Below are 25,155 nucleotides of genomic sequence, written 5' to 3' on the forward strand. Positions count from 1 at the left end.
TAAATATGGGAACAGCAACATTAATTTTGGGTGAGTCCGGGACAGGGAAGTCAACGAGTCTCATGAATTTAAATCCAGCAGAGTGTTTGCTGATACAAGCGGTAAGAAAACCGTTACCTTTTAAATCCTCTTCATGGAAATTATGGGACAGGGAAAAGCCAGAGACCTCCATTTTCATTTCAGATAAATATAGTCATATCGAGAGCGCAATAATAAAGGCTCACTCATACGGAAAGAAAATCGTTATCATTGATGACTTTCAATATGTCATGGCAAATGAATTTATGCGCCGCTCTGATGAAAAGTCATTTGATAAATTTACGGAAATCGGTAGTCATGCATGGAATATTATTGACAAAGCAATAAATGGAACACCGGATGATTTACGTGTTTATTTCTTGTCTCATACGGAAGAGACCCAGACAGGGAAAGTTAAGATAAAAACAATTGGAAAAATGCTGGATGAAAAAATAACAATTGAGGGAATGTTCACAATAGTATTAAGAACAATTGTCAAGGATGACAATTATTTTTTCTCAACAAGAAACAACGGTTACGATACAGTTAAATCCCCAATGGGCATGTTCGATAAATATGAAATAGAAAATGATTTAGCTGCTATCGACGAAACAATTTGTCATTATTACGAAATCAATAAATAAGGTTAAATGAAATGAATAATGTTATGTTTGTTTATAACAAAGAACTTGCTTTATCTGCCGGTCAGAGTGGATTTATCACAGAAAGTGGGGCTTATATTATCACTATCAATGAAGCTAAATTTACAAGAGGCAAAGAAGGTGCTCACTTTATTGAAATTTCTGGCGAGACCGAAGATGGGCGAAAAGTTAATTACTTGAGTGTTTGTTGTAAGAAAAATGATGGTACAGATAATCAATATGGCATTAATATGATTAACGCGATTATGGGTTGTGCCGGGGTTAAGCAATTAACTCAAGTAACGAAAGATGCGAATACATGCATCGCACCGGAATTGACTGGGAAAATGATCGGCTTGGTGCTTCAAAAAACACTGCGAACAAAAAGAACAGATGGGAGCGATACATTCAGCTTTAATATAATAATTCCGTTCATCGCTAAAACCGGGCAAACATTGCAAGAAATTGAAGAAGGTAAAGTTGCTGAGGCTGTAAATAAGATTGTTTCAACTTTAAAGGATAAAGATGAGAGGAATAAATCATCACAGCATAATAGCTACAATAATTACCAAAATAATCATCAATACGAGCAATACGACGATAATTTCTCTTCATTTTAGAATATGAGGGTAAGTTAATGTACGGTGAGAAATTTAATGGCGACCCGTGCCCACTCGGGCACACTATCAGATATATGTCAAACGGCAATTGTATTGAATGTCAGATTGCAGGTCAAAAGAAAGCGAAAAATAAAGTTAAAAAACCAAAGCGAGAGAGTAAAAATAAAGTCAATCCAGACGACTTTACTCATCGCGTGTTTATTCTTGGAAATCCTGAAAGATGTAAAAATTAACTAATTTAAGTGAGGTGATTTATGGCTGTGAAGTTAGAAATTTTTATCTCGTTTAATGAAGACTTAAATAAGCATCATGTTGAATATTCTACTGCATTTACTTCTTGTAGTACGCATGAAGAAAGGCAGATTCTTACTGAATTGAGAACTAAATTATTAAACTCAATGGACAATGAATATATTGGCAATCGTTATATTAATTAATAAAGGTGACTTTGATGCAAAAAACACCCTGGAACCCCAGTCGTAAAGCAATATTTAGAGTAAAGAATCCCCTTCCCCCGCCAGAAATATGTAATTATTGCGGCTCATCAGTAAAGATTGCCAATCACAAAGAAATATATAATGGTAAAAGTTTCGGAAATTGGCCGTGGGCTTATTTATGTAACTGCTGTGGTGCGTATGTTGGTATGCACCCATTTACTAATATCCCATTAGGAACGTTAGCAGACGCTGAAACTCGCAATGCACGGAAGCAATGTAAGCCTTATTTTGAGAAGCTGTGGAAATTTAATGGCGCTATTTTTAGTCGCAATGATGCTTATAATTGGCTTGCAAACAAATTGGGAATCAAGACAAGTGAATGTCACTTCGGTTGGTTCGATATTGACACGTGTCATCGAGCTAAAGAAATTTGTGAAAATATGATTATTAAAAGAGGCAACTATCATGGCTAAAAATACAGAGTCTTTAATATCTGCATGTCACGAGTTAGCAAGAACAGCTAAATGTGACGATTATTTAATTTTGAATGAGATAGCCGATAAATTGAAGTTTCTTCGTAAAGAACGTGACAGCTATAAAGAAATGTTTTTTGATTCTTGCAAGGGTCTTGCTGCTATAGCTAATGCGGCGGGTATTAAAGCGGAAGATGATACAGGCTCGCCAAATCAAATAATTGCTAAGATTAAATCAATGCTTAATATTGACTGGAATTTTACAGAGCATCCAGATATTAAAGTCGGTGAAGAAATGAAGTGCTGGGCTTATGTACGTCGAACAGTAAAGCAGCTTGATTTTGTCGGACAAGATGAAAACGGACAGGATCAATATTTTTATAAAGCGCAGCAGATAAATGAATATGTCACTGTGCTTAATTATTTAAACAAACCGACACCAGATGAAGAACATATTGATACATGGGATTATGAAGAAGATGGAGATATTCCTGAGTGGGCCGTTTACAATGATGCTATAGCTTGGGTGCATGCTGTGGGCTGGCATGAAGAATATAGTCATTATGAATATAACTCTTATTATGAAGAAATAGACAAAAATATCCAAGTATTGGCATGGGCTGAATTTATTCATCCTGCCACGCCGGAGATAAATAATGAATGACCATTTATGCCATCACTTTTATTTTATATGGAAACGAATGTTCAAGCGATACATGATAAATGTTCTTGTCTATCGCGGAATGAGTTTATCAGAAGCAAAAGAAGTCGCTGCATGTGAGATTGAAGCATATTCTAGAAAAGATGGAGACTGGAAATATATTCATCCTCATGATGCTGCACAAGAGGCACTATCTTATTGGAGCGATTAGTTATGGAAATAAGATTAGATAAATATGTCATCACATCAGATGAGTATCAATTTATACTTAATGAGATTAAAATAAATAAGGAGGGTAAAAACATCGGTCAAGAGAGATTGCAAACAATCGGATATTATCCCAGACTGGAGCAATTAATTAAGAAGCTAATTTTATTAGAAATTCGTCGTAGCGACATTAAATCACTGCAAGACATGAGTGATAAAATAAATCAATTTGCAACAGAAATTTCATTGAAAATAAAGTAGGGAAATAAAATCACATGAAATTAATCAGCTTAATAAAGCCGATCGCAGTTAACTACTTTGGCATTGAATTATTAGTTCCGTTTTGGACTAAATTTATAGTCACAGAAAGCAAAGGAATTGTATTGGCATGGAACAAAAAGCCGTCTGAATTAAAAGGATACTGGGACTCTGAATCACAACAATCTCAATATGAAATTGTAGCTATTGTTGATTTAGATGGAACCGACTGGAAAGAAACTCTCGTTGAAATATGAGTGTAATTAGATGAGGCTTGATTATGTTAACTTGCTCAATGAAAGATTTTAAATACACGTTGGATGATTGGTATTTTGATAATTCACCTAGAATGACAATAGCTTATTTAGATTGTGGATTATTCTTTATTAAAATATCAGCTATTAAAAGTAATAATTCACTGATAAATAATTGGTTTTCAATATACATAACTGATCAGGATGGATGGGATGAAATTGAATTTGATATTACAGAAGCTAACATTGAAAGAGCGCAGAAAATCATTGATGCCGCTGAAAAATGTAGACTATTAAATAATGAGTTAACTGATTTAATATGGGGTTAAAAATGAAAATAACTGATTTGAAATTTAATCTAGATGAATGACCAAGTTCTAGAAAACGGACGCAGAACTATAGCAAAGGAATGCTTAAGCGAGCTGACATCTCTCAGCAAATACGACGATAAAGCAGTCACAGCAATACTCGATAAATATACACCGAAATTTAAATTAATTATGTCTGAGCATCAGAAGAAAAAAGCCAGTCCGAAAAACTGGCTTTCTCAGTATGTTCGGGATGTTAGAAAAGAAAAATAATACGTTATTATATGGAGTTAAATTATGTCCATGTCAGGAAAATTAATGAAAGCCAGATCATGGGGACTCAGAGAATTTGAAAAAGGCTCGGTTCCAGATAATAGAACAATCAAGCATTGGATAGAAATAGGTAAATTAAAAGGAAAAATTATTGATGGTTCGGTTTGGGTTAATTCATCTGAGAGATGGGGCGTAGAATCTTCTATTTCGTCTTGCGTTAGTCAATTAATCAGGGATTCATAAAATGGCAAGCAGACCAAGGAAGAAGGAATTCAGGCATTTGCCTGATTATTTATATTTTGATAGAAATAAAGGTCAATATCGTTTCATTCTAACAAATGGTAAAAAGAAAAACATAGGTAGCGACAAAGCTGTCGCTATTGCCATAGCGAGAGAATATAACAATATAATGAGGCCAGAATCATCCGTATCTGTCAGTTCACTAGTTAAAGAATCAGGCGGAAAATACGGAGAATCTCTTCCCTTTCATCACCATATTGACAACCTTTTTTCCCGTATTATTAAAGATGAAAATCCGTCTGACAACACTCTTGCGGATTGGCGAAATGATATAGAACGAATGAAGACGTTTTTTACTGATATACCAGCATCAGAAATATCACTGGAACACGTTAATAATTATATCAAACATTATCATAACGATGCGTCAGCAAATGTTCAAAATAGGAAAGTCAGCTTCTTAAAAAAAGTTTTCAGCTACGCAATGGATGAATCATTAATGCTCGACAATCCAGCAGAGCGTAAGAAAATGAAACGTACTGATAAAAAGAGACGTCGCAGGCTTTCATTCGATGATTTCGTGCTTATCCGTAATGCAGCGGAACCTTGGTTAAGAACGGCAATGGATCTGGCATTACAAACGACTCAGGCGCGGCTAGAAGTTTCCCGTATCAGATACAACATCAAATCACCGAAGGAAGGTGTTTGCGGTTGCATGTGGTATTCAGAACCCAAAAACGGCATCTATGGAATGCTCTATATTCACAGACAAAAAGTCCAACATAAAGAAGCATCACATATAGCTATCCCGATTGGCTCAACGATAAAGGCTATCATTGATGCTAGCCGGGACAATATTGCAAGTCCATATGTTGTTCATCGAGTACCGGATCGCTTATCAAATAAAATAAGCCAGGAAGTTAATCACCCAACTCAAATTGCTCCCGATTATTTAAGCAGGGCATTTTCTTCTTTGAGGGATAAAATCGGCGTAGCGGCAGGTATCCCACTTGATGAAAGGCCAACATTTCACGAAATTCGGGCGTTGGCTGCTCATATATTTAAAGAACAGGGAATAGATCCACAAGCCAGAATGGCTCACAGTGATGCTAAATCCACAAAAATTTATACTCAAAATCATGTCGATTGGGTTGAGGTTCCTCATGCAGAAATAGCCGTCTGATGAGTGGAAAAACCCAACTTAACTTATTGATGCATATAATGCATATTTTGCAGATTCCGCACTGTTTGCATTCACAGTCAAAACCCTCCAAACCCGCATCACACAAGGCTTCGAGCTAGATAATACTGTCGTCATGGGGTGTCGGGGGTCGGAGGTTCAAATCCTCTCATGCCGACCAAATTTCCCCAAAAAAACCAACCTGTTAGGGTTGGTTTTTTTATGGCTGTGGCTTGGCTCTGGTAAAACCCAACCCTATATCTGGCATTTACAACCATTAGTAAATCATCCCACCACTTAAAAGCATTAAATTAATTAATATTTTATCGAAAAATACTTATACATCGTATAAACGACGTACTGTAAATCAGTCATAAATATAAAGCCGGTTAGTCCAGCTTTTACTTTACTTCCAGTTCTAAAGAGTATTTCTGTTCTGTCATTATGCTGCTCTCACTATGTAGTTAAATGCTACATTGCGAGGTCTGGTTTCTAATCCCATGACGCCAAGGGGATTAACCATACCTTCGTAATCCGATCCATCGTTTGTATGGTACCAGAAGTTATCCCTATCCATTGCACCTGCATTTCCAGAGTGATTTTTTTGATTTGTGGCCCCAAAAATGCCAAAACCATCATAGTTGACAGACTCTCCCCAAGCAGTCATATGCTTGTGATATTCTGTCATACACCTCTGGTTACTGTTGAGCTTGCGATCTTTATCAACACCTCGACCATCATCCCAGCCACGAATAAATTCTCCTCTTAAATCTGGTAAATTACCATCAGGATAGGCTTTCGCTAATTCCGGAAATTTCGACTTATCAAAGGCCGCACCGTTACATTGCAGCCACCCAGTTGGCGGTATGGCAGTCGGCCAGGGCATAGGAACACCTACAGGAATATTATTAACTGCATTGATCAGATTATTAACTTCTGCCTTGGTATATGCATCTATATCTCCCGCATTAAAATTGATATCTCCAGTCAACGCTTTCCCGTTCACTTTCCGGCTGCTCGGTACTGCATTATTTGCCTTTTGCACCGTTTCTAACAAACTGAGGTTTTTCACAAAAGCATTTTTATCGGGAATGTCTGCTCCGTTTTGATTTTTGGCTAGCTTGCTATTAGCATTATTATTTACATCAGTAACTAACTTCTGAGTGGCTGCTAATGTATTACGATTACCTGTTACATCTGTAAGCTGAGTAATGCCTTTTTGTGTTAATGAAGCACCGGGAATGTCTGCTGTAATTTTTTGTTCTAACGCTTTATTTAATTGTGCGGTGAGTTTAGCTATATCCCCATCATCCAGAACATCATCACCAGATTGTGTCGCAATAAAATCAGCCACGACAGATGATATCGTTGATGATTGGCGTAATACTTTATTTAACAAATAAGTGGGAGCATCATTTGGTGGAAATCCAGTCAACAAATCCTTGCTTTCTTCATATCTTTTTGACTCACTACATTTGCATTATCATTAATAGAAAAAGCTTTAAAATCATTCTTCTGACTCATATACTTTCTCCTTACATTAAATAATTTCTTTATAGTAAACATGTTTAATTATTGCAAAAACAATCCCCTGTCAACTCACACCAATTAAAGTCTAGTTCATAAAAATAATAATGCTGAATTCTTATCACTTATTAAGATTAAATATGTTTATATCATTACCAGCAATAAGCATCCCAATATTTTTGGATCGAAAATATACATCTGTAAACTATTTTTCTCTTATTCCTTCCATTTATTCCTGCAATTCTATCTACTTAACGTTCTACTCTAAATCTTTACCCTAACACCTAATCTACCGTGTTCAAGAATACCATAATCACATCAATGCACTTGAGTCTCCAGTTCTGAAAACATATGGGTAGATATAAGTGCTGACGATAAAGTGTCTATAATAAGGAATGATCTCCCATACCAGTCTATAACAAATTATGCATAGGGCTACATGAATGAAAAAATGATCTAACACTCGGAAAATCCCCTCTTTATGTGGTTTACTGCGATCCTGTGCATATACAAAAATATAACCCTATTTCTCAGGGCTACATTTTTATAATTAATTCTGATCTGTCAAAGAGATTTATTGTTTACCATAAACCAAGTTCTGAGTGAGAACCAAGACGGACAAGGCGCAATGTTCTCACATCGTTTTTTTAATGAATTAGTATCAAGTCAGACTTGACATGACAACCACAAAAATCCCTTTAATCCCCAGAAAGAGTATGATCGCAATATTTCAGCTCCAACAAACTATCAAAAGCTAACACCAACAATTTCAGGGGATTTCAGAGTTAAGCCCCTCTTGGCTTAGAGCTACCATTGATTAGACAAACTGAGAAATTTCTCCCTATGGATTACTAAATAGCCTGCTCTCTGGGCAAGTTCCATAAATGTATCAAGGGTTAAGACCTCTTCATCAGAATGTAATATCTTTTGACTGGCTACGGTTCCATTTTCGAATATCATTAAGATTCGTCCATTAAATGACAAGTCAGAAATCATCGAACTGTGATCACTTCCTTTATTACGAATTGCCGGCAGTACTTCACCAGTTACCCACTTGCGGAACTGATGAGGAACAGAGCCTTGTTTAATTGCATCACGACAACGAAGGACTAAAGTATACATTCCAGATTGACTGACAATATTAATATCTCCTTGACGCCCTATGTTGAACACAGACCGCTCATCATCATCCAATCTTCCAATGGCTTGCGAGATGTTTCGAATTTCCAGAGCAGAGCAAACATCATGAGCAACAAACCACAGCTCACCATCTTTATTGATAACGCGGATTTCATGAGACCCGAATTTGAATGTAGTGAAATTGCTTTCAGCATTAATTTTAGCTAATGCGCTCATATAGTCACCTCGCTACTCAAGAGTTTTGATATTTTCAGTCAAAAAAACTTGCTCACAACACGCTCTGAATCATCATCTTTAGCAACAGTTATGATTTTATGCTCAAATAAACCTTGTTAAAGTTTATCTTGATAACCAACTCAATTCTTTTTACCCAATCGATGATAGCTCCACGTTTTAGATAACAGTGAGTCTGCTTACTATTATTAATAATGGCCCACATGGTAAGGCAAAAAAAGAGATTGAATAAAAATCACATGCGGGCTTTATTGAATAATATTGTTCAGCAAAACACCTCGTTATTACTTCCAAATTATTTAGCAGCTTCAATTCGTTGGGTTTCAAGCATTATCGGTGTATGGTGATGTCCCGTAACTGCGTACATAATGGTTCCGGTTACGCGCACGCGGTGCCCAATAAGGCTTCGATACACGGTATAAAACTCATCCTCAACCACCAGTTGCATCAGACTACGATCCCCCCATTCTGGGGCCCCTGTAGCGCATTTTATCGCCTTATCCGGTTGCAACACCCAATAAGTTTCAGGGCTATCCCCGTTTTCCACACTTTCGTAATTTGGTGGACCGGGATAGGTGATCCTTAATAATGTGCCATCAAGAGTAATTTTTTGCCTTTCTTTATAACAGTTCTCTGTTGCTTTATCTGCGGCAATCTTTCTGTACATTTCCGATGACCGGTGATACCAGTCTTGAAGACATTCAACTGCCACGCATTTTTCGCGAAGTTCCCAATTCTGTTTTACCAAAGCTTTAAAGTCCGCATCGTTGTTAGTGGCCAGTTTGGCCTGAAGGTAATTAATATATAGGTTGTCATCAGCTTGGGATAATGCTGGGGTCGAGCAAATTAATTTTTCAGCCTTACTGGTGGCTTTTGCGCAATCAAAGCTCGCACCGAATGATAGGAATGACACACCACACAGTATTAATGCCAAAAAACCTATTAGTGTTCTCATACACTACTCCTATTGGTGATTTTTCAGCATTATTTTAAATACATTAAAGATAAAATCACAACCTGAATTTTTTCTAACTTACAATTCTTTCCTCTGGAGGCTAATTGTATTTTCAACTCTTGATTTCCTCAAAGTCATCTGGAAAAAATCTGCCCGATGCTACACGACTGTGAATAATCTGGGCACATCTATTTATTCCCTCATACGGAATTGGATAAGTTCTTCAAGCATCGCTAATTTGATATTGAGATTAAAAAATCTGAGCTCTGTTAAATACAGAACTCAGACTTTAATAGCAGCTTGATTTAAAACATCCAGTGTATGCTGATCTCAGGTTAGATTTGTTAACCAATGTTAACAAAACCATTATAAGAATGGCCTGTTTATTCAAGCTACTTTCGTTATTTTGGTTGTTCCGGCCATTCAATATCAGGAGCCTGTGAAATATCAATCCTGTTCAGCATTACTCTATATTTCTTCCATACCAATAGAGCCGCTTCCTCTTCTTTAGTCGCAATCCCCAAATCAACAGCATCTTGTAATGGTGCTATCTGCTGGCTGGCCTCCATAATAAATTGTTGCTTTTTACTTTCAACATACTGCTGCAATTCTTCTTTTGTTGGTGGAGGAATATCAGTCCATTCCGGTAAACCATTTTGACCTGCTATACGATATTTTCCTTCTGGCGCATTATTCGCAGCGTATTCTTGATAAATATCAAAATCAACTTCAATAATATCATCGGGCAATGAACCAGAAGCAATATAATTTTGTTGCAACTCTATGGGGTAAAATGCGTTTGTTTTGGCACTATAATAATACACTTTTTCTTCTCCTTAATGACCAATAGAAAAAAAATAAACACTACTTACATCATTATCACGGTAATTTGATGACACAGAAACATGTATCTGAGAGTTATTTAATGGTTTTCCATAAGCAGAAGTATCAATATTTTTGTTTGGTGCTGATGAAATAGCTGTCACATGAAGAGATAATAACCTATTTGGAAATGAAATAGGTAAATTTACAATTTTTCCCTGATTATCATCAATAGGTACATTACCCCATTGATAAATCATTCCAGTATCACCACATCTCCACCATCCATTTACCGATAATATCGCTTTATTACGATCATCTTCCGTTAAAATTCTTTTTTTACCTTTAAACTTACCATCTTTGTCAAATGCATACGTATGTATTCCAAACCCCTCTTGACCTCCAGATGTACTACCGTATTCAAACGAAATTCCTCTTGAGTGCTGAATCCCCGCACTAGGGTGAGCTACATGAATTGCCAAACCACCTAAGTCCGCCCAACCATTTGGACGCAAGAAACCTGATAATGACAAATCCCGCAGCGATTGATCGTCAAATAAATTTGCTGTCTTAGATAAAATACAACCAGATGTTTTTGTATTCGTATTTAACCGAATAAATCGATTATCAGATTCTACTTTTGCTTTGATTTTTTGTTCTAATGCTTTGTTTAATTGCGTAGTAAGTTTCGCTATATTACCATCATCCAAAACATCACTGTTAGATTCTGTCGCAATAAAATCGGCTACAACAGATGATATGGTTGATGTTTGCCGCAATACTTTATTTAATACGTGATTAGGAATACATTGTTCATCAGGAAATCCAACCAGCAAATCCGGATATATTTCATATTTTTGTTGACCGAGCACATTGGCATTACTATCAATAGCAAAAGCTTTAAAATCATTTTTGGTACTCATATACATCTCCTTAAATTAAAAAACATCATTTCATAATAAACATATTGAGCTATCAGTAAAGATGATTTCTCATAATTGAGATCAATAACCCCCAAAATTATAATCAAAACATTCCAAAACTCATTGTATTCAACTTCACCTTCAATCTTTTTTTAGTTACGAACACAACATTACAATATTTTAATTATAAAACCAATAAAACGGACTGAGTAAAAGACCACCTCGCCAAGAGGTGGTTTTAGGATAACAACTAAAAATAAAAAGCATTTATTTTTTACTGTAAACATATATCAATATTATGTTAAAAACCAAAACACAAATATTTATTTAGGGCATATTTAATAATTAAATTCTGTTGTAGACAATTGTCTTTCAACAATATTATATGCTGATTTTAAGTCAAACTTATGACCTAACATTAAATAACCCATTGTATGAATGGCTTGTTTATTCTGTCCATTCTCATTATTTCGGTTGTTCCGGCCATTCAATATCAGGAGCCTGTGAAATATCAATCCTATTCAGCATTACTCTATATTTCTTCCATACTAATAGAGCCGCTTCCTCTTCTTTATTCGCAATCCCTAAATCAACAGCATCTTGTAATGGTGCTATTTTCTGGCTAGCCTCCAAAATAAATTGTTGCTTTTTACTTTCAACATACTGCTGCAATTCTTCCTTCGTTGGCGGAGGAATATCAGCCCATTCTGGTAAACCATTCTGACCTGCTATACGATACTTTCCTTCTGGCGCATTATTTGCAGCGTATTCTTGATAAATATCAATACTAACCTCAATAATATCATCGGGCAATGAACCAGAAGCAATATAATTCTGTTCTAATTCTACAGGGTAAAATGCATTTGTCTTTGCACTATAAAAATACATAATTAATATCCTATCGCTACATATCTCACAAAATTACTTGCTAACTGGTATGCAGAATTTCTGCATGTCACAATAAATTGACTTGCAGAAACAGGTAAAGCAGCGACTCCAGCGCCAAAATTTTCAAACTCAGAATATGTTGCAACGATCTGGAAACAAGCATTAGGGAATGGAATCGGGAAGTATCTGTAATCATTTATAGACCCACAGCCGTTTGCCTGACCCCACTGGATAATTATTCCAGTATCACCACATTTCCACCAACCATTCACAACCTTGTTAGCCGTATTCACATTAAGATTACAACATTTGGCAATTTTTTTGTCTAATACGCTTTTGAACTGTGCGGTGATTTTAGTTACATTGCCATCATCCAAAACATCAGTGCCAGATTCTGTCGCAATAAAGTCAGCTACAGCAGATGATATGGTTGATGCTTGACGTAATATCTTATTTAAGATGTGATGAGGAATATACTGATTGCCTGGAAAACCAACCAGCAAATTCGGGTATGTTTCATAGTCTTGTTGACTGGGTACATTAGCATTACTACTGATAGCAAAAGCTTTAAAATCATTTTTGGCACTCATATACATCTCCTTAAATTAAATGACATTATTTCATAATAAACATATTGAACTATCACTAAAGATGATTTCTCACAATTCATATCGATAATAGTCTAGTTTAGAAAAACAATAATGAAATATTTTTATAACTAAAAGGAGTAACTATTTTTATATAATTGCCAACAATAAATAATCCGATATACTGCAATCAAAAGCATCCATAAAATCATTATATTCAACATTATAAATTATTATTTTTCATATCTTTATTTTTTCCTGAAATTATTTTATCTTTAAATCAAGAATATAATTTTACAATATTTTAATTATAGCAACAAAAAATGGCCTGAATAAAAATCCTATTTATTCAGGCCCGTTAACAGAGATTTTTCCTTATAACTTTCCATATTACTCATATATAGCCAAAATCCATATTTAAATTCTAGCTATATTCTTAGGATACTCACCAAAAGATTACTGCATCAGACAATCCAAGAAATAAGTGCCAGCTTATACCTCATACGCCCAAATAAATTACTGGTATCATACTGATATTTAATGGACGATTTTCGTCTGCCGTTGGTACTGCCTTCGATGCATCAAAAGTGGCATATGCGAATATTGAAGCTGAATCAGGAGTGTTCTTTTTCGCAACACTTCCTTCAGAGTTCAAATTTACACCAGAAAATGCTCCGCTGGCACGAGCAAAAAGCCCCCAACTCTGCAATCCTACATCACCTGTAATATTTCTAATTGCATCTCCTTGTATTACACCAGGTGTCAATCCAGCACGCACGAATACCCCTCGTCCATTAACAAACAGATTAGGGAGATTGATTTTATCACCATTCAATTTAATTCCCCATGCCGCCTTATATGCATCAGATAAATTATTTAATGCTCTACCAACAGCAGAATCAATTGGGTAAACAGCACCATTCGCAATATATTCTCCTTTAGCTAAATCTGATGCTGGATGTGCAGATAAATAGATATCACCCGGTCGTTTAGCGCCAACATCAATCGCGGAAAGTGTAATATCCTCAGTCAACTCCTTCCCGTTGATTCTCCGATTATTAGGTACTCTGCCATTAATATTTTCAAGTAATGAATTAACTATTACCTTAACCAGCTTTTGCGTCACCGCCAATGTATCACTATCACCAATCACATCGGTAAGTTGCACAATACCTTTTTGTGTTAATGAAGCATTGGGAATTCCTGTTATCGCTTTCTGTTCTAAAGCTTTATTTAACTGTGCGGTGAGTTTAGTTACATTACCATCATCTAAAACATCCTCACCAGATTGTGTCGCAATAAAATCAGCTACAACCGATGTTATTGCTGATGTTTGGCGAAATATCTTATTTAACATGTGATTATCAATATACTGCCGATCTGGAAACCCACGCGGCAAATTCGGATCTGTTTCATAGAGTTGTTGACTAACCACATTAGCGCCATTACCAATAGCAAAAGCTTTAAAATCATTTTTCATACTCATATCTCCCCATTATATTATTTTACAATTAGTATATTAATTCATTACGTAGACGATTTACCTAAATTCACGCCTATTAGACTCCAATTTCCTATTGCAAATTTTCCATTTCAAGTTCCAAATTGAATCTTTCAGTATCTTATCCCCGACATCAAAAAAATCATTATATGAATGTTCTGTTTATTCAGACCATTTTTTTATTATTTCGGCTGCTCCGGCCACTCAACATCAGGGGCCAATGAAATATCAACTTTGCTCAACACTACCCTATATTTCTTCCATTCCAATAGAACGTTTTTTTCTGCTTCGGTGGCAATGCCTAAATCAACAGCGTCTTGTAGTGGAGCGACAAGATTATTAATTCTAGTCAATAACTGAGACTTCTCATGTTCTGCTTGCTGTATTAATTCTTCTTTAGTAGCAACATAATTATTATCAGATTCTACTGCCGTATTCTCCCCAACAGCCTTGTCAGACGGTTTATTCAACGAGTTATATTCTTGCGCCCAAGGCGTTCACGGACTATCGTGGAATTGGCTACGTGTATATACCCGACTGCTGTTATAAACAAAATAACGTTGAATAACCCCAGCCGCTTTCAACACAATAAGCGACCCCGCGAACGGCTCAGGGTAGTTCGCGCCATTTTTGGCATGAGCATTATATTCTTGATAATAAATCCCCGGTGTTTTATAAATATTTAAATCTGCGTTATCACCTAAATTAATCGACTGCCCAGAGAAGATGTCTTGAGAAGTAATATTGATATCCGCAGCTAAAGCTTTTCCATTAATTTTACGTAGCCCTGTAATATATCGAGAATCAGACTCTGATTTTGCATATGCTCCAACCTCTCCGGCAGTAGGTCTATTCAATGTATTATATTCTCTCGTCCAAGGCGTCCACGGGCTTTCATGAAACTGACTACGTGTATATACCCGACTGCTGTTATAGACAAAATAACGTTGAATAACCCCGGCCGCTTTCAATACAACCAGCGATCCCGCGAACTGCTCAGGGTAATTATTACCATTTTTGGCATGAGCATTATACTCTTGATAATAAATCCCCGGTGTTTTGTAATTATCTAAATTCGCATTGTCGCCTAAACTATGTGCCTGCCCAGCAAGGATATCCTGAGAAGTAATATTAATATCCTCAGTTAATACTTTCCCGTTAATTTTTCGGGTGTTTGGTATTCTGGTATTAATATTTTCACGCAATGAATTTATTATTTCCTGAACTAATTTTTGCGTAACCGCCAATGTATCACTATTACCCACTACATCGGTAAGCTGAACAATACCTTTTCGTGTTAATGAGGCATTTGGAACTTCTGTTGCAATTTTTGTTCTAAGGACCTATTTAGCTGATCGGTAAGTTTAGTTATATTACCATCATCCAAAATATCATTTCCGGATTGTGTCGCGATAAAATTAGCTATCACAGATGATATTGTTGACGATTGGCGTAATACCTTATTTAACAGATTAACAGGAATATTATCTGCTGAAAATCCAGTCTGCAAGCTCTGGTTTTCTTCATACTTTGCTTGACTCACTACATTAGCATTATCACTAACAGAAAAAGCCTTAAAATCATTTTTGGCACTCATATACAATCCTCAAATTGAATAATATTATTTACAATAAACACCTTTAATTATTGCAAAAACAACCTCTCTTAATTTACGCCAGCAATAGTCTAGTTCATAAAAACAATAACAAAACATTCTTATAAATCAGAATATTAACTATTTTTATACAATTTAAAAAACGAAAATTAAATTTCACAAATTTATTCTCATCTTTATTCTACATTTTTCTATCTAACTTTCTTGTTTTAAGTTATAAACTGAATTTTTCAGCACATTATATAAAAAGCTCTGATTTTAACTCTACATTTTACATATTAAATTATTTCAAAAACAAACTAATTTTATGATTAAAATCTAAAATCCTGATTAAAATATCTGATCACTTAAAGTCAGCATTATTTTACCTAGAGAGATTTTTAATATATTGAGAATCTAACAGCAGAACGGAAAGAATACATTGACGATGATAATAACTATCAGATTAAAGAAAAATTAAAAAGTCTGACTCCCGTTAACTACAGAGCTCAGACTTTAATAGCCAATTAATTTAAACTGTTTAAGTTTTGAGAGGCAATGCAAAAGTAAAAAACATTTATTTTTGCATTATAGGTTAATATCAATATCCTACTGCAAACCAAAACGCAGAGTTCTCAGTCTCATATGCCCAATAACTAAACCCTGTCACAGACAATTGTCTGGCAACAACATTATGTGATGATGATAAATCAGACTTATCACCCAATGTCAATGAAACATTTACACAAGCATTAGGGAACTGGATAGGAAAATTAACCGGTGTATCGTATGCTGTCCAGTTTACAATTCCCCACTGATAAATCACTCCTGTATCTCCACATTTCCACCAACCATTCACTGATTTCAAAGCTGTACTTTTATTTCCTTTAGCATTAACCAAGTTATCTACTTCTGCTTTTGTATACCCGCTAATAACCCTGTCAGCAGGTTTATTCAATGTATTATATTCCTGCGCCCAAGAAGTCCACGGATTATCATGAAATTGGCTACGTGTATATACCCGGCTGCTGTTATAGACAAAATAGCGTTGAATGATTCCAGCCGCTTTCAACACAATAAGTGAACCAGAAAGCGGTTCTGGGTAATTGACGCCATTTTTAGCATGAGCATTATAATCCTGATAATAAATACCTGGTGTTTTACAGTGATCCAAATTTACATTATCACCTAAACTAATTGCCTGCCCATTCAAAATATCCTGAGAAGTAATAGTGACATCCGTAGCTAAAGATTTTCCATTCACCCTGCGAATTCCCGCAATATATCGAGAATCAGATTCTATTTTTGTATATGCGCCAATCTCATCAGCCGTAGGTTTATTCAGCGTATTATATTCTCTAGTCCAAGGCGTCCACGGATTATCATGAAACTGGCTACGTGTATATACTCGACTACTATTATAGACAAAATAACGTTGAACCGTCCCAGCCGATTTCAATACAACAAGAGCACCGGCGAGAAATTCAGGGTAATTAAGGCCATTTTTGGCATGAGCATCATACTCTTGATGATAAACTCCCGGTGTTTTGTAGCTATTCAAATCCGCCTTATCACCTAAACTAATCGCCTGCCCGCCCAAAATATCCTGAGAAGTAATGGTGATATCTTCAGACAATGCTTTCCCGTTAATTTTTCGAGTGTTGGGTACCTTAGCATTAATACTCTCACGCAATGAATTTACTATTTCCTGAGCAAGCTTTTGTGTAACAGCTAATATGTCACTATCGCCTAATACATTAGTAAGCTGAACAACACCTTTTTGTGTTAATGAAGCATTGGGAACTTCTGTTGTGATTTTTTGTTTTAATGCCTTATTTAATTGTTCAGCAAGTTTAGCTACATCACCATCATCCAGAATATCACTGCCAGATTGTGTCGCAATAAAATTAGCCACGACAGATGCTATTGTTGACGATTGACGTAATACTTTGTTTAGCAGATTACTAGTAATATTATCTGGCGGAAACCCAACCTGCAAACCCTGATCTTTCTCATATTTCTCTTGACTCACTACATTAGCATCATTTCTAATAGAAAAAGCCTTAAAATCATTCTTAGCACTCATATATACCCCTTAGATTAAATATTGTTATCTATATATTGAATTATTATTAAAGCAATCCATCATAATTTACGGCAGCCATAGTTTAATTCATAAAAATAATAATAAAATGTTCTTCTAACTTAGAAGAATAATTATTTTTATATCATTAGAGGCAAGAAAAAAACCAACAAATTTCAACCAGAAATATATTCTGGCCACTCATATTCAACATCTAAAATATTTCACTTTGTCATTACTTATTTTTATATCTCATATCCCAGATTGAATTTTTCAATATTCTAAAAGCGCTGACTATTTAGACAGCGCTTTGTCAATAATATGTCAAGACCATATAACTTTGTTTTTACTTTGGTTGTTTCAGCTAATTAACATCAGAAATGAGGGAAATACCTTTGTTAGTAGTGGAAATATCGGCTTATTCTGATAAACCATTTTTATTCCCTATACAGTATTCACCCCTCAGAAGAATAATGTACTTTTAGTATCCAATAGCCATCCAATGGACCGCTCGCGACCGGAAATCAGTGTCTAACGCACCAATAGTTGTTGCTGTAAAAGATACCCGAGTAATATCACCAACTTCAACAAAACAACGATCCCAGATCGGAGACGAAGGTTTTCTTCTACCATCAGTTGTCGCAACCACAGTTGTACATGCACTAGGAAAGCTAATAGGAAAGTTAACCAAATAATTATCGCTCCCTGTTACAACCCCCCACTGATAGATTATTCCTGTATCACCACATTTCCACCAGCCATTTGCAGATTTTAAAGCTGTATTTTTATTACCATATCGAACATCAGATTCAGATTTAGTATAACTCCCTACATCCCCAGCATTGAGGCTAATATCATTCGACAGTATTCTTCCATTCACCTTGCGGCTATTAGGTACTCTGGTATTAATATCTTCACGTAATGAATTTACTATTTCCTGAGCAAGCTTTTGGGTCACTGCCAATATATCACTGTTACCAATGACATCAGTAAGCTGAACAACACCTGCCTGAGTTAATGAAGCACTGGGGGTTTCTGTTGTGATCTTTTGTTTCAATGCTTTATTTAGTTGCTCGGTAAGTTTAGCTACATTTCCATCATCTAGAATATCACCGCCCGATTGTGTCGCAATGAAATTAGCCACAACGGACGATATGGTTGACGATTGACGCAATACCTTATTTAATATGTGAGGCGCCATAGAATATGGTGGAAACCCAGTTTGCAATTCCACACTCTCTTCATATCCTTGCTGACTTATGACATTAGCATTATTATCAATAGAAAAAGCCTTAAAATCATTCTTTGGATTCATATATTCTCTTTGAGTTAAATAACATTATTTTATAATTAGCACATTAAATTATTGAAAGGTAATTTATCGCAATTCACATCAATAATAGTCTAGAAAAAGTATAATGAAATGTTCTTATAACTAAAGGGGGTAACTATTTTTATATAATTGACATTAGTAAATAATTTAATATCTAAAAATCACCCTTGTCCATTTTGAATTTACTTATATATTTCTTGAGGTTTCTCTGATAACCGTATATTCCATCCATTAATCACATTAAATAAAAAGCCAGCACTCTTGCTGGCAATTAAATATCTACTCATTCTGAAAAGCCAATTAAATCGTCATTTTTGTCATTAGTTGATATAATAAATATATCTAATTTCATCCCTATATTTACCATGTCAAATTACGTCTAAAGTAAATTAGCTCTCTAGTGTAGATTGGAATTTCCCATTAATATCTGAAATCCTACTCATGTAATAGGCATCAGCATATCGGCCATGACGAAAAGCATAACGTTTAGCCGTTCCTTCAATCTCGAATCCAAATTTTTTATATAATGCGATAGCAGCATCATTATCTGTATATACTTCCAACTCTATGCGTTCAATGTTCAACCAATTATCACACGTATCTAGCATAACCTCCATTAATTCACTACCAATACCCTGTCTCTGGTAATCAGCATGTACTCCCATACCAAAAGTAGCAACATGGCGACGCCGCAAGTTTTGGCATATTTCAATACCAACCTGACCCACAATTTCCCCATCAATACAAGCAACTAAAGAAAAACATCCTGCCGAAAGATTTGTAATACGCTTTATCCATGTCTCCAGAGAAGGATAAGGTAATTGTAAAGTACCATAGTAAACTTGTGGGTTAGCGTATAACTGACGAATTTGTTCACAATCGCCTTCTTCAACATGGCGAATCACTATATTCTTCACTTAAGAACTCCTAACTTTTAGCTTGAATATTGAGCTTAACATAGATGTTTTGCTTAAAGCATGGGGAAAATATTGATATTTAGTTTGAGGTTAATCTTTGGAGGAAATCCAAGATTGTTTATAGCGCACAACATAGGTGAATGAGAATAAATGGAAAACCAATAAACCCTTTCAGTACGGTTTTTCCTCGTTAGATTTGTGCCAAACCGATAACGATTGTTCAGACATCATGTCCCATTGCTTTCTCATGTAACGACTGACGGGTTATGCCAACTAATATGCAATCTTACGCTCAGTATCTTCCTTTGCAAGATTTGCTCACTTTATCATCTAAAACACCGATGCAAAATTATTTTAATCTTTAAAATAATTTTTAAAACTGCTTGACTCTGAAGTTTTTCTGATTAAAATCACAGCCACAATTTAGATTTTCGTGAAACAAATCACATTTTATCAATAAAGAGAGTTCATCATGAAATCTGTTACATCTTTCATCTCAAGTGTTCATAGCGTTGTTGTCTACCTGTCAACACCTCGCTTTCTTTAAGTCTATTTTTTTACCCGATACGTGAACAGCCAGTTTCTGAGCTGGCTTTTATGTTCAGGGCTTAACCCCTGTTAAATTAACCGGCTAATCCGTTTTTCTATTTCCTGGGTTATTTTTGTTGCTTACTTAATAAGATGTTAGCAAGAAAACATCTTAAGATGAGTCTGTTTTCGGGAAATATTCTTTTATTTTCTGATTTCGTTTCAACTTTCTGCTAATGATTGATGGACTTCAGTGCATTTTCCTTTGGAAAAGGAAAGATGCTAAGGTTAAGGGAATAGCAACTAACTTCCCCTCCTGAAAATGCACTTATTTAGTTTAGTCGAATCCATTTGTTATTAATAATCCAATGTGTTAAGAATTCATTTCTTCAACAAAGCAACTTCATCTGAATTTTTCTGGCACAGCAGAGTAAGGTCAGTAATAGAACGGGTAAGCTTATTTATAGTACTCTCCAGCTTTTTAATATTCATTTCCAGTTGCTTATTTTTCATATCCAATGCCTTCATTTTTGTCAATTCAGTATATAATTGCTGACCATTCACCGCCTCCGTACTGTTTTTGGAAATATCCCCGGCAGCAACATTCACAATCTTGCGTTGATTACCCGGTCTTCCTACAGAAACAACATTCGATTTGCTGGCAACAGAATTTGCGCCTAATGCAATACCCCCACTTGCTGTTACAGAAGCGTTTTGACCAATTGCAATTCCCTGAGACGCACTAATATTAACCTTTTGTCCCACTGCAATAGAAGACGAAGAGCTGGATTTAGTGTCTGATCCTAATATAATGCTCTTGCTTCCTGTTACAGAGGAGTTTTGACCAATCACAATTGCCTGAGACCCACTGGCAGAAACCTTTTGCCCCAGAGCAATAGAAGACGAACCGCTGGATGCAGAGCCTTCTCCTAATGCAACGCTTGAACTTCCTGTTGCAGAGGAATTTTGACTAATTGCTACTGCCTGATTCCCCCTGGCAATAGCTTTTTTCCCCAGAGCAATAGCAGCCGAACCGCTGGATTGAGAGTCTGCTCCCACTGCAACACTCGAGCTTCCTGTTGAAGCGGAGTTTTGACTAATAGCTACCGCCTGAATCCCACTAGCAACAACCTTTTGCCCCAGAGCAATAGAAGCTGAACCACTGGATACAGAATCAGCGCCAATCGCAATTGGCCATATGACTTTATCATTCTTATTCTCTTTCTCTTCTCTACCCGCCAGTTGATTTTGCCCAATAGCAATAGCGCTCTCACTAATTGATTTAGAAATTAGTGGTGAAGCACCAATTGCTATAGCATATATTGCTGGTGCTTCTGCATTCCCAACAACAACGGAATCTTTACCAATTTTTTGAGCAGTTATATTCATATCCTCTGTAGACATATATACCCCCTAATTCAGAAATTAAATTATTATAATTCATTATTGAATTAATAAACCCAATGATATAACTTAGTATTTTTCATCAGAAACAACTAAATAACACATAATAATTTCTTTTCAAATTTGTCACTATGAAATATTAAACAAACTTAACGTGATTTTAAAAGATCATTATACCTCCCATTTATTACGTGAACCTAAATTAACACCACTATCGTTAAAATAGAATATTATACAGAAAATTAAATTTGTAAATAAATTAAAACCATTTAGTTATGAAATATATTTCATGGGTTTATTTAATGTATCACATGGCTTTATTAAATATAATGACTTATAGACCTATCAAATGCAAACCGACACTATGTTATTTGTATATATTTTCATTACCCTCAAAACAACCATTTATATAATTTACCCGAGTAAATACAGTTAGTGTTTGAAACCGAGCAAAACAATTATTCTGTTATTCACTGAGATATACTCTACAAATCATTATCAAATAATAATCCTGCCACTAAGTCATTTATCATATATTCTCAGCCCAATAGCCAAGAATATATGAAATAACAATCAACGGATATTAATAATTCAATGCATCGAGAAGTCGTTTCTTCAATGATGCAACATCATCCACACTATTTTGAAGTAGCAAAGTAAGATTAGCTATATCACTTTCCAGAGATTGAAGCTTCTCTTCCAATTCCTTATTCTTTGCATCCAATAATATATCAATCCTTGCCGATTCAGCATATAACTGCTGACCATTAACCGCCTCAGTACTATGATTTGAAATCTCCCCAGCCGCAACATGTATAATCTTACGTTCATGGCCGGTTTTTCCTACAGAAACAACATTCGGTTTATTAGCAATAGAATCCGCACCTAACGCAATGCTCCCTTTTTCTGTTGCAGAGGAGTGTTGACCAATCGCCACGGCCTGAGCCGCACTAGCCGTCACCTTTTGCCCTAAAGCGATAGAAGCCAAACCGTTGGATACAGAATCAGCACCAATCGCAATGGGCCAAACTACCTTCGTATCACCTTGTTTACCCGCAATTTGATTTTGCCCAATGGCAATAGCCGCTTCACTGATCGTTTTAGAACTTCGGGGGGAAGCACCAATCGCGATAGAATGCACTGCCGGCGCTTCTGCACGTCCAAGTACAACTGCATCCTTACCAGTTGTGTGTTCAGCTGCGTTGGTATTTTCAATAGACATATTAAACCTCTTAGTTTATAAATTAAATAACCATGCGTTGTTTGAAACTTAATAAAATATTCAACAGAATATGATATCGATTACGTGAACTCGCTCCACATATCAAAACTTAAATTAACGTTATATTTATTCCGCCGACAATATTAGATATAAATACCAGTTTGTAAATAAATTAAAATTATTAGATGGTGAGATACATTGCATGGAATTTATTTAATGTATTATCAAGCTTTATGAAATATCTATTCGATAAAGTTCATCACAACCAGTCAATTAATCACCTCAATATTAATTTGCTTTTATATACTTAATCTAAGTAAACATAGGGGGAAATAAATACTCTTAATGAAAATTTTTACCACAGATGATTTAGCAGCTTTCATAGACGACAACTCACTAACTAAAGAAATTGCCAATAAGCTGTTGAAAGTTTATAGTCTATTAGCCAAAAACTTTCTTAATATCAATGAGAAGAATCTTGAAGGCAACTTATTCATCTGGTCTACTAATCGAGGTAACATGTAATGAATAATAATCGACTCATCAAAATGCAGAAAATGGCTGAGCGTTTTCATAAATCTGGCACAGTATCAAATATCACCATGAGAAAAATTAATGCACTGGTTAAACAAGATAAAAATGTGAATCACTCTTTATCTGATGTGATGACTGGAAAACGCATAATTAAGTGAAAACATATTTTACAGGACGCATTTCAGTGACCGTATCTGCCAGTTCAATTAATTCAGCAGGGTAATCTTGTCCGGTAATTATCACCGTCTGATTAATTGGCCGTCCGTTTAATGCCTCGATAATTTCATCGAGTAATAGATAACTGTTGTTTATCACGCAAGCCAATTCGTTAAGCACTACCAATGATAATTCAGGATCACGCAACATGCGCAACGCATGCTGCCAAATCTCGGTACAAGCGGCAATATTCTTAATACGATTGTGCATTTCTCCGGTCAAGTTCATTGATATTAATTGAAATTCTACTCCATGACGCTGCAACAAAACACGTTCACCGACTGACCATTCATCCCTAATAAATTGGATAACGCCGGCCTTTAATCCATGACCCAACGCTCGTGTAACCGTTCCCATTGCTGCGGTGGTTCTCCCTCTGCCGTTACCGGTATAGATAATGACAATCCCTCGGCTTTCCTGAGCGGCTGCAACTTGTGCCATAAATCTCTCTTTTTGCCGCTGTTTTCTCTGTTTATATCGCTCTTCACTCATTTGTCTGGCTCCAATATCTTAATCAGTTCGTTTTGTCTGTATTTACTTGAGTTGACTCAGAGAATAATGTTTCTACTACCCGATCGACTTGTTGACGATCTCGACTCACCAGCGATTGCATTAATCGCTCATTAGTGAAAAACCGTTCCCAAAAGTGACGACGTGCCGCCAAATGATGAAAGTGTCGTTTTACCCGCTGACGAAGTGTTCCACCGTAAGCGGCCAGACGACCAAGATGCATCGGTAATAACCGTTCGAGTTTTTCACGCCATAACCTGACCAATACCGGCGCATTGCCACCGGAGGAGATAGCAATCACCAGTGGTGAACGATCAATCACTGACGGTGTGATAAAACTGGCTTGCTGTGGCTCATCCACCACATTGCAAAAAATGCGGCGCACCGTCGCACAATCACTCACATAGCCATTCACCACCGCATCATTAGTAGCGGCAATAACCAGCCAACAATGCTCAAGCCAGTAAGGCTCAAACTCTCCATGAATAAGTGTCACTTGGTCAGTCTCCCCCCATAGCTTAAATTGAGGGGTGAATTCCCGTGCGTTAACTAATAGATGCGCACCGGCATCTAATAACAGACGTGCTTTACGCTCCGCTACCCGACCTCCCCCAACTAACAGACAGGTTTTATCCCGGATCTGACAAAACATCGGTAAATAATCCAA

General features: G+C 36.1%; 26 protein-coding genes and 5 pseudogenes. 14 read left to right on the plus strand and 17 right to left on the minus strand.

Going from position 1 to position 25,155, the window contains the following annotated elements; all coding sequences use genetic code 11:
- Positions 1-5: 5 nt before the first annotated feature.
- The 13 genes and pseudogenes from B0X70_RS14875 to B0X70_RS25215 form a co-directional block, all read left to right on the plus strand.
- On the plus strand, positions 6-662 hold the full coding sequence (locus tag B0X70_RS14875; RefSeq protein WP_217469695.1) for an AAA family ATPase: 657 nt from the start codon (positions 6-8) through the stop codon (positions 660-662).
- A gap of 11 nt (positions 663-673) precedes the next feature.
- A complete protein-coding gene (locus B0X70_RS14880; RefSeq protein ID WP_217469696.1) occupies positions 674-1,279 on the plus strand; it encodes a DUF669 domain-containing protein in 606 nt (201 codons plus the stop codon).
- Positions 1,280-1,296: 17 nt separating this feature from the next.
- A complete protein-coding gene (locus B0X70_RS14885; RefSeq protein WP_217469697.1) occupies positions 1,297-1,512 on the plus strand; it encodes a hypothetical protein in 216 nt (71 codons plus the stop codon).
- A gap of 218 nt (positions 1,513-1,730) precedes the next feature.
- The gene (locus B0X70_RS14890) at positions 1,731-2,189 is read left to right on the plus strand and encodes a zinc-finger-containing protein (protein ID WP_217469698.1); all 459 of its coding nucleotides are present in this window, start codon (positions 1,731-1,733) and stop codon (positions 2,187-2,189) included.
- Positions 2,182-2,853, plus strand: a complete 672-nt coding sequence (locus tag B0X70_RS14895; protein ID WP_217469699.1) for a hypothetical protein — start codon at positions 2,182-2,184, stop codon at positions 2,851-2,853. The genes B0X70_RS14890 and B0X70_RS14895 overlap by 8 nt, the downstream gene beginning before the upstream one ends.
- Entirely contained in the window at positions 2,846-3,061 is a 216-nt protein-coding gene (locus B0X70_RS14900; protein WP_217469700.1) for a hypothetical protein, read from the plus strand. The genes B0X70_RS14895 and B0X70_RS14900 overlap by 8 nt, the downstream gene beginning before the upstream one ends.
- 2 nt (positions 3,062-3,063) lie before the next feature.
- Positions 3,064-3,318: a DUF5405 family protein gene (locus B0X70_RS14905; protein ID WP_105396732.1), complete on the plus strand. Its 255-nt coding sequence runs from the start codon at positions 3,064-3,066 to the stop codon at positions 3,316-3,318.
- A gap of 14 nt (positions 3,319-3,332) precedes the next feature.
- Positions 3,333-3,572 carry a hypothetical protein gene (locus B0X70_RS14910; protein ID WP_217469701.1) on the plus strand — a complete coding sequence of 80 codons (240 nt, stop codon included), beginning with the start codon at positions 3,333-3,335 and terminating at the stop codon, positions 3,570-3,572.
- Positions 3,573-3,595: 23 nt separating this feature from the next.
- A complete protein-coding gene (locus B0X70_RS14915; protein WP_217469702.1) occupies positions 3,596-3,898 on the plus strand; it encodes a hypothetical protein in 303 nt (100 codons plus the stop codon).
- 33 nt (positions 3,899-3,931) lie between these two features.
- Positions 3,932-4,150 carry a hypothetical protein gene (locus B0X70_RS14920; protein WP_217469703.1) on the plus strand — a complete coding sequence of 73 codons (219 nt, stop codon included), beginning with the start codon at positions 3,932-3,934 and terminating at the stop codon, positions 4,148-4,150.
- Between the two features lie 24 nt (positions 4,151-4,174).
- On the plus strand, positions 4,175-4,393 hold the full coding sequence (locus B0X70_RS14925; RefSeq protein WP_217469704.1) for a hypothetical protein: 219 nt from the start codon (positions 4,175-4,177) through the stop codon (positions 4,391-4,393).
- Between the two features lies 1 nt (position 4,394).
- Positions 4,395-5,573, plus strand: coding sequence for a tyrosine-type recombinase/integrase (locus tag B0X70_RS14930; protein WP_217469705.1), 1,179 nt, complete (start codon positions 4,395-4,397; stop codon positions 5,571-5,573).
- 133 nt (positions 5,574-5,706) lie between these two features.
- Positions 5,707-5,799: pseudogene (locus B0X70_RS25215) on the plus strand (hypothetical protein); the annotation flags it as partial.
- A 213-nt stretch (positions 5,800-6,012) separates the two neighbouring features.
- On the opposite strand, the pseudogene B0X70_RS26095 reads toward B0X70_RS25215, so the two are convergent.
- The 15 genes and pseudogenes from B0X70_RS26095 to B0X70_RS15005 form a co-directional block, all read right to left on the minus strand.
- Positions 6,013-7,094: pseudogene (locus B0X70_RS26095) on the minus strand (tail fiber protein).
- A gap of 1,014 nt (positions 7,095-8,108) precedes the next feature.
- A pseudogene (locus tag B0X70_RS25535) lies at positions 8,109-8,453 on the minus strand (BRO-N domain-containing protein); the annotation flags it as partial.
- Positions 8,454-8,766: 313 nt separating this feature from the next.
- Positions 8,767-9,426, minus strand: coding sequence for a DUF4431 domain-containing protein (locus B0X70_RS14945; RefSeq protein WP_217469706.1), 660 nt, complete (start codon positions 9,424-9,426; stop codon positions 8,767-8,769).
- Positions 9,427-9,827: 401 nt separating this feature from the next.
- Positions 9,828-10,250: a tail fiber assembly protein gene (locus tag B0X70_RS14950; protein ID WP_217469707.1), complete on the minus strand. Its 423-nt coding sequence runs from the start codon at positions 10,248-10,250 to the stop codon at positions 9,828-9,830.
- 12 nt (positions 10,251-10,262) lie between these two features.
- A complete protein-coding gene (locus B0X70_RS25225) occupies positions 10,263-11,171 on the minus strand; it encodes a gp53-like domain-containing protein (protein ID WP_246593305.1) in 909 nt (302 codons plus the stop codon).
- Between the two features lie 465 nt (positions 11,172-11,636).
- On the minus strand, positions 11,637-12,059 hold the full coding sequence (locus B0X70_RS14960) for a tail fiber assembly protein (RefSeq protein ID WP_217469708.1): 423 nt from the start codon (positions 12,057-12,059) through the stop codon (positions 11,637-11,639).
- Between the two features lie 2 nt (positions 12,060-12,061).
- Positions 12,062-12,649 (minus strand): gp53-like domain-containing protein, encoded by a 588-nt coding sequence (locus tag B0X70_RS14965; RefSeq protein WP_110091321.1) that lies wholly within the window; start codon positions 12,647-12,649, stop codon positions 12,062-12,064.
- A 496-nt stretch (positions 12,650-13,145) separates the two neighbouring features.
- Positions 13,146-14,132: a phage tail protein gene (locus B0X70_RS14970; RefSeq protein ID WP_217469709.1), complete on the minus strand. Its 987-nt coding sequence runs from the start codon at positions 14,130-14,132 to the stop codon at positions 13,146-13,148.
- A gap of 197 nt (positions 14,133-14,329) precedes the next feature.
- Positions 14,330-14,617 carry a tail fiber assembly protein gene (locus B0X70_RS25230; protein WP_246593306.1) on the minus strand — a complete coding sequence of 96 codons (288 nt, stop codon included), beginning with the start codon at positions 14,615-14,617 and terminating at the stop codon, positions 14,330-14,332.
- Between the two features lie 678 nt (positions 14,618-15,295).
- Positions 15,296-15,744 (minus strand): annotated as a pseudogene (locus tag B0X70_RS25235) (tail fiber protein); the annotation flags it as partial.
- A 598-nt stretch (positions 15,745-16,342) separates the two neighbouring features.
- Positions 16,343-17,827 (minus strand): pyocin knob domain-containing protein, encoded by a 1,485-nt coding sequence (locus B0X70_RS14985; protein ID WP_217469710.1) that lies wholly within the window; start codon positions 17,825-17,827, stop codon positions 16,343-16,345.
- 478 nt (positions 17,828-18,305) lie between these two features.
- The gene (locus B0X70_RS25240; protein ID WP_246593307.1) at positions 18,306-19,139 is read right to left on the minus strand and encodes a gp53-like domain-containing protein; all 834 of its coding nucleotides are present in this window, start codon (positions 19,137-19,139) and stop codon (positions 18,306-18,308) included.
- A 407-nt stretch (positions 19,140-19,546) separates the two neighbouring features.
- Entirely contained in the window at positions 19,547-20,074 is a 528-nt protein-coding gene (locus B0X70_RS14995) for a GNAT family N-acetyltransferase (protein WP_217469711.1), read from the minus strand.
- A gap of 909 nt (positions 20,075-20,983) precedes the next feature.
- Positions 20,984-22,006, minus strand: coding sequence for a hypothetical protein (locus B0X70_RS25245; RefSeq protein WP_236548186.1), 1,023 nt, complete (start codon positions 22,004-22,006; stop codon positions 20,984-20,986).
- Between the two features lie 583 nt (positions 22,007-22,589).
- Entirely contained in the window at positions 22,590-23,228 is a 639-nt protein-coding gene (locus tag B0X70_RS15005; protein WP_036814467.1) for a hypothetical protein, read from the minus strand.
- 524 nt (positions 23,229-23,752) lie between these two features.
- Between B0X70_RS15005 and B0X70_RS15010 the strand changes: the two genes are divergently transcribed.
- The gene (locus tag B0X70_RS15010; protein ID WP_036777413.1) at positions 23,753-23,920 is read left to right on the plus strand and encodes a hypothetical protein; all 168 of its coding nucleotides are present in this window, start codon (positions 23,753-23,755) and stop codon (positions 23,918-23,920) included.
- On the opposite strand, the gene cobO is transcribed toward B0X70_RS15010, so the two are convergent.
- Both cobO and B0X70_RS15020 read right to left on the minus strand, forming a co-directional pair.
- Positions 23,913-24,470 carry a cob(I)yrinic acid a,c-diamide adenosyltransferase gene (cobO, locus tag B0X70_RS15015; protein WP_040149091.1) on the minus strand — a complete coding sequence of 186 codons (558 nt, stop codon included), beginning with the start codon at positions 24,468-24,470 and terminating at the stop codon, positions 23,913-23,915. The two genes, B0X70_RS15010 and cobO, sit on opposite strands and share 8 nt — an antisense overlap.
- A 55-nt stretch (positions 24,471-24,525) precedes the next feature.
- Positions 24,526-25,155, minus strand: a pseudogene (locus tag B0X70_RS15020) (NAD(P)-dependent oxidoreductase); the annotation flags it as partial.

The sequence above is a fragment of the Photorhabdus akhurstii genome (assembly GCF_019090985.1).
Lineage (GTDB): Bacteria > Pseudomonadota > Gammaproteobacteria > Enterobacterales > Enterobacteriaceae > Photorhabdus > Photorhabdus akhurstii.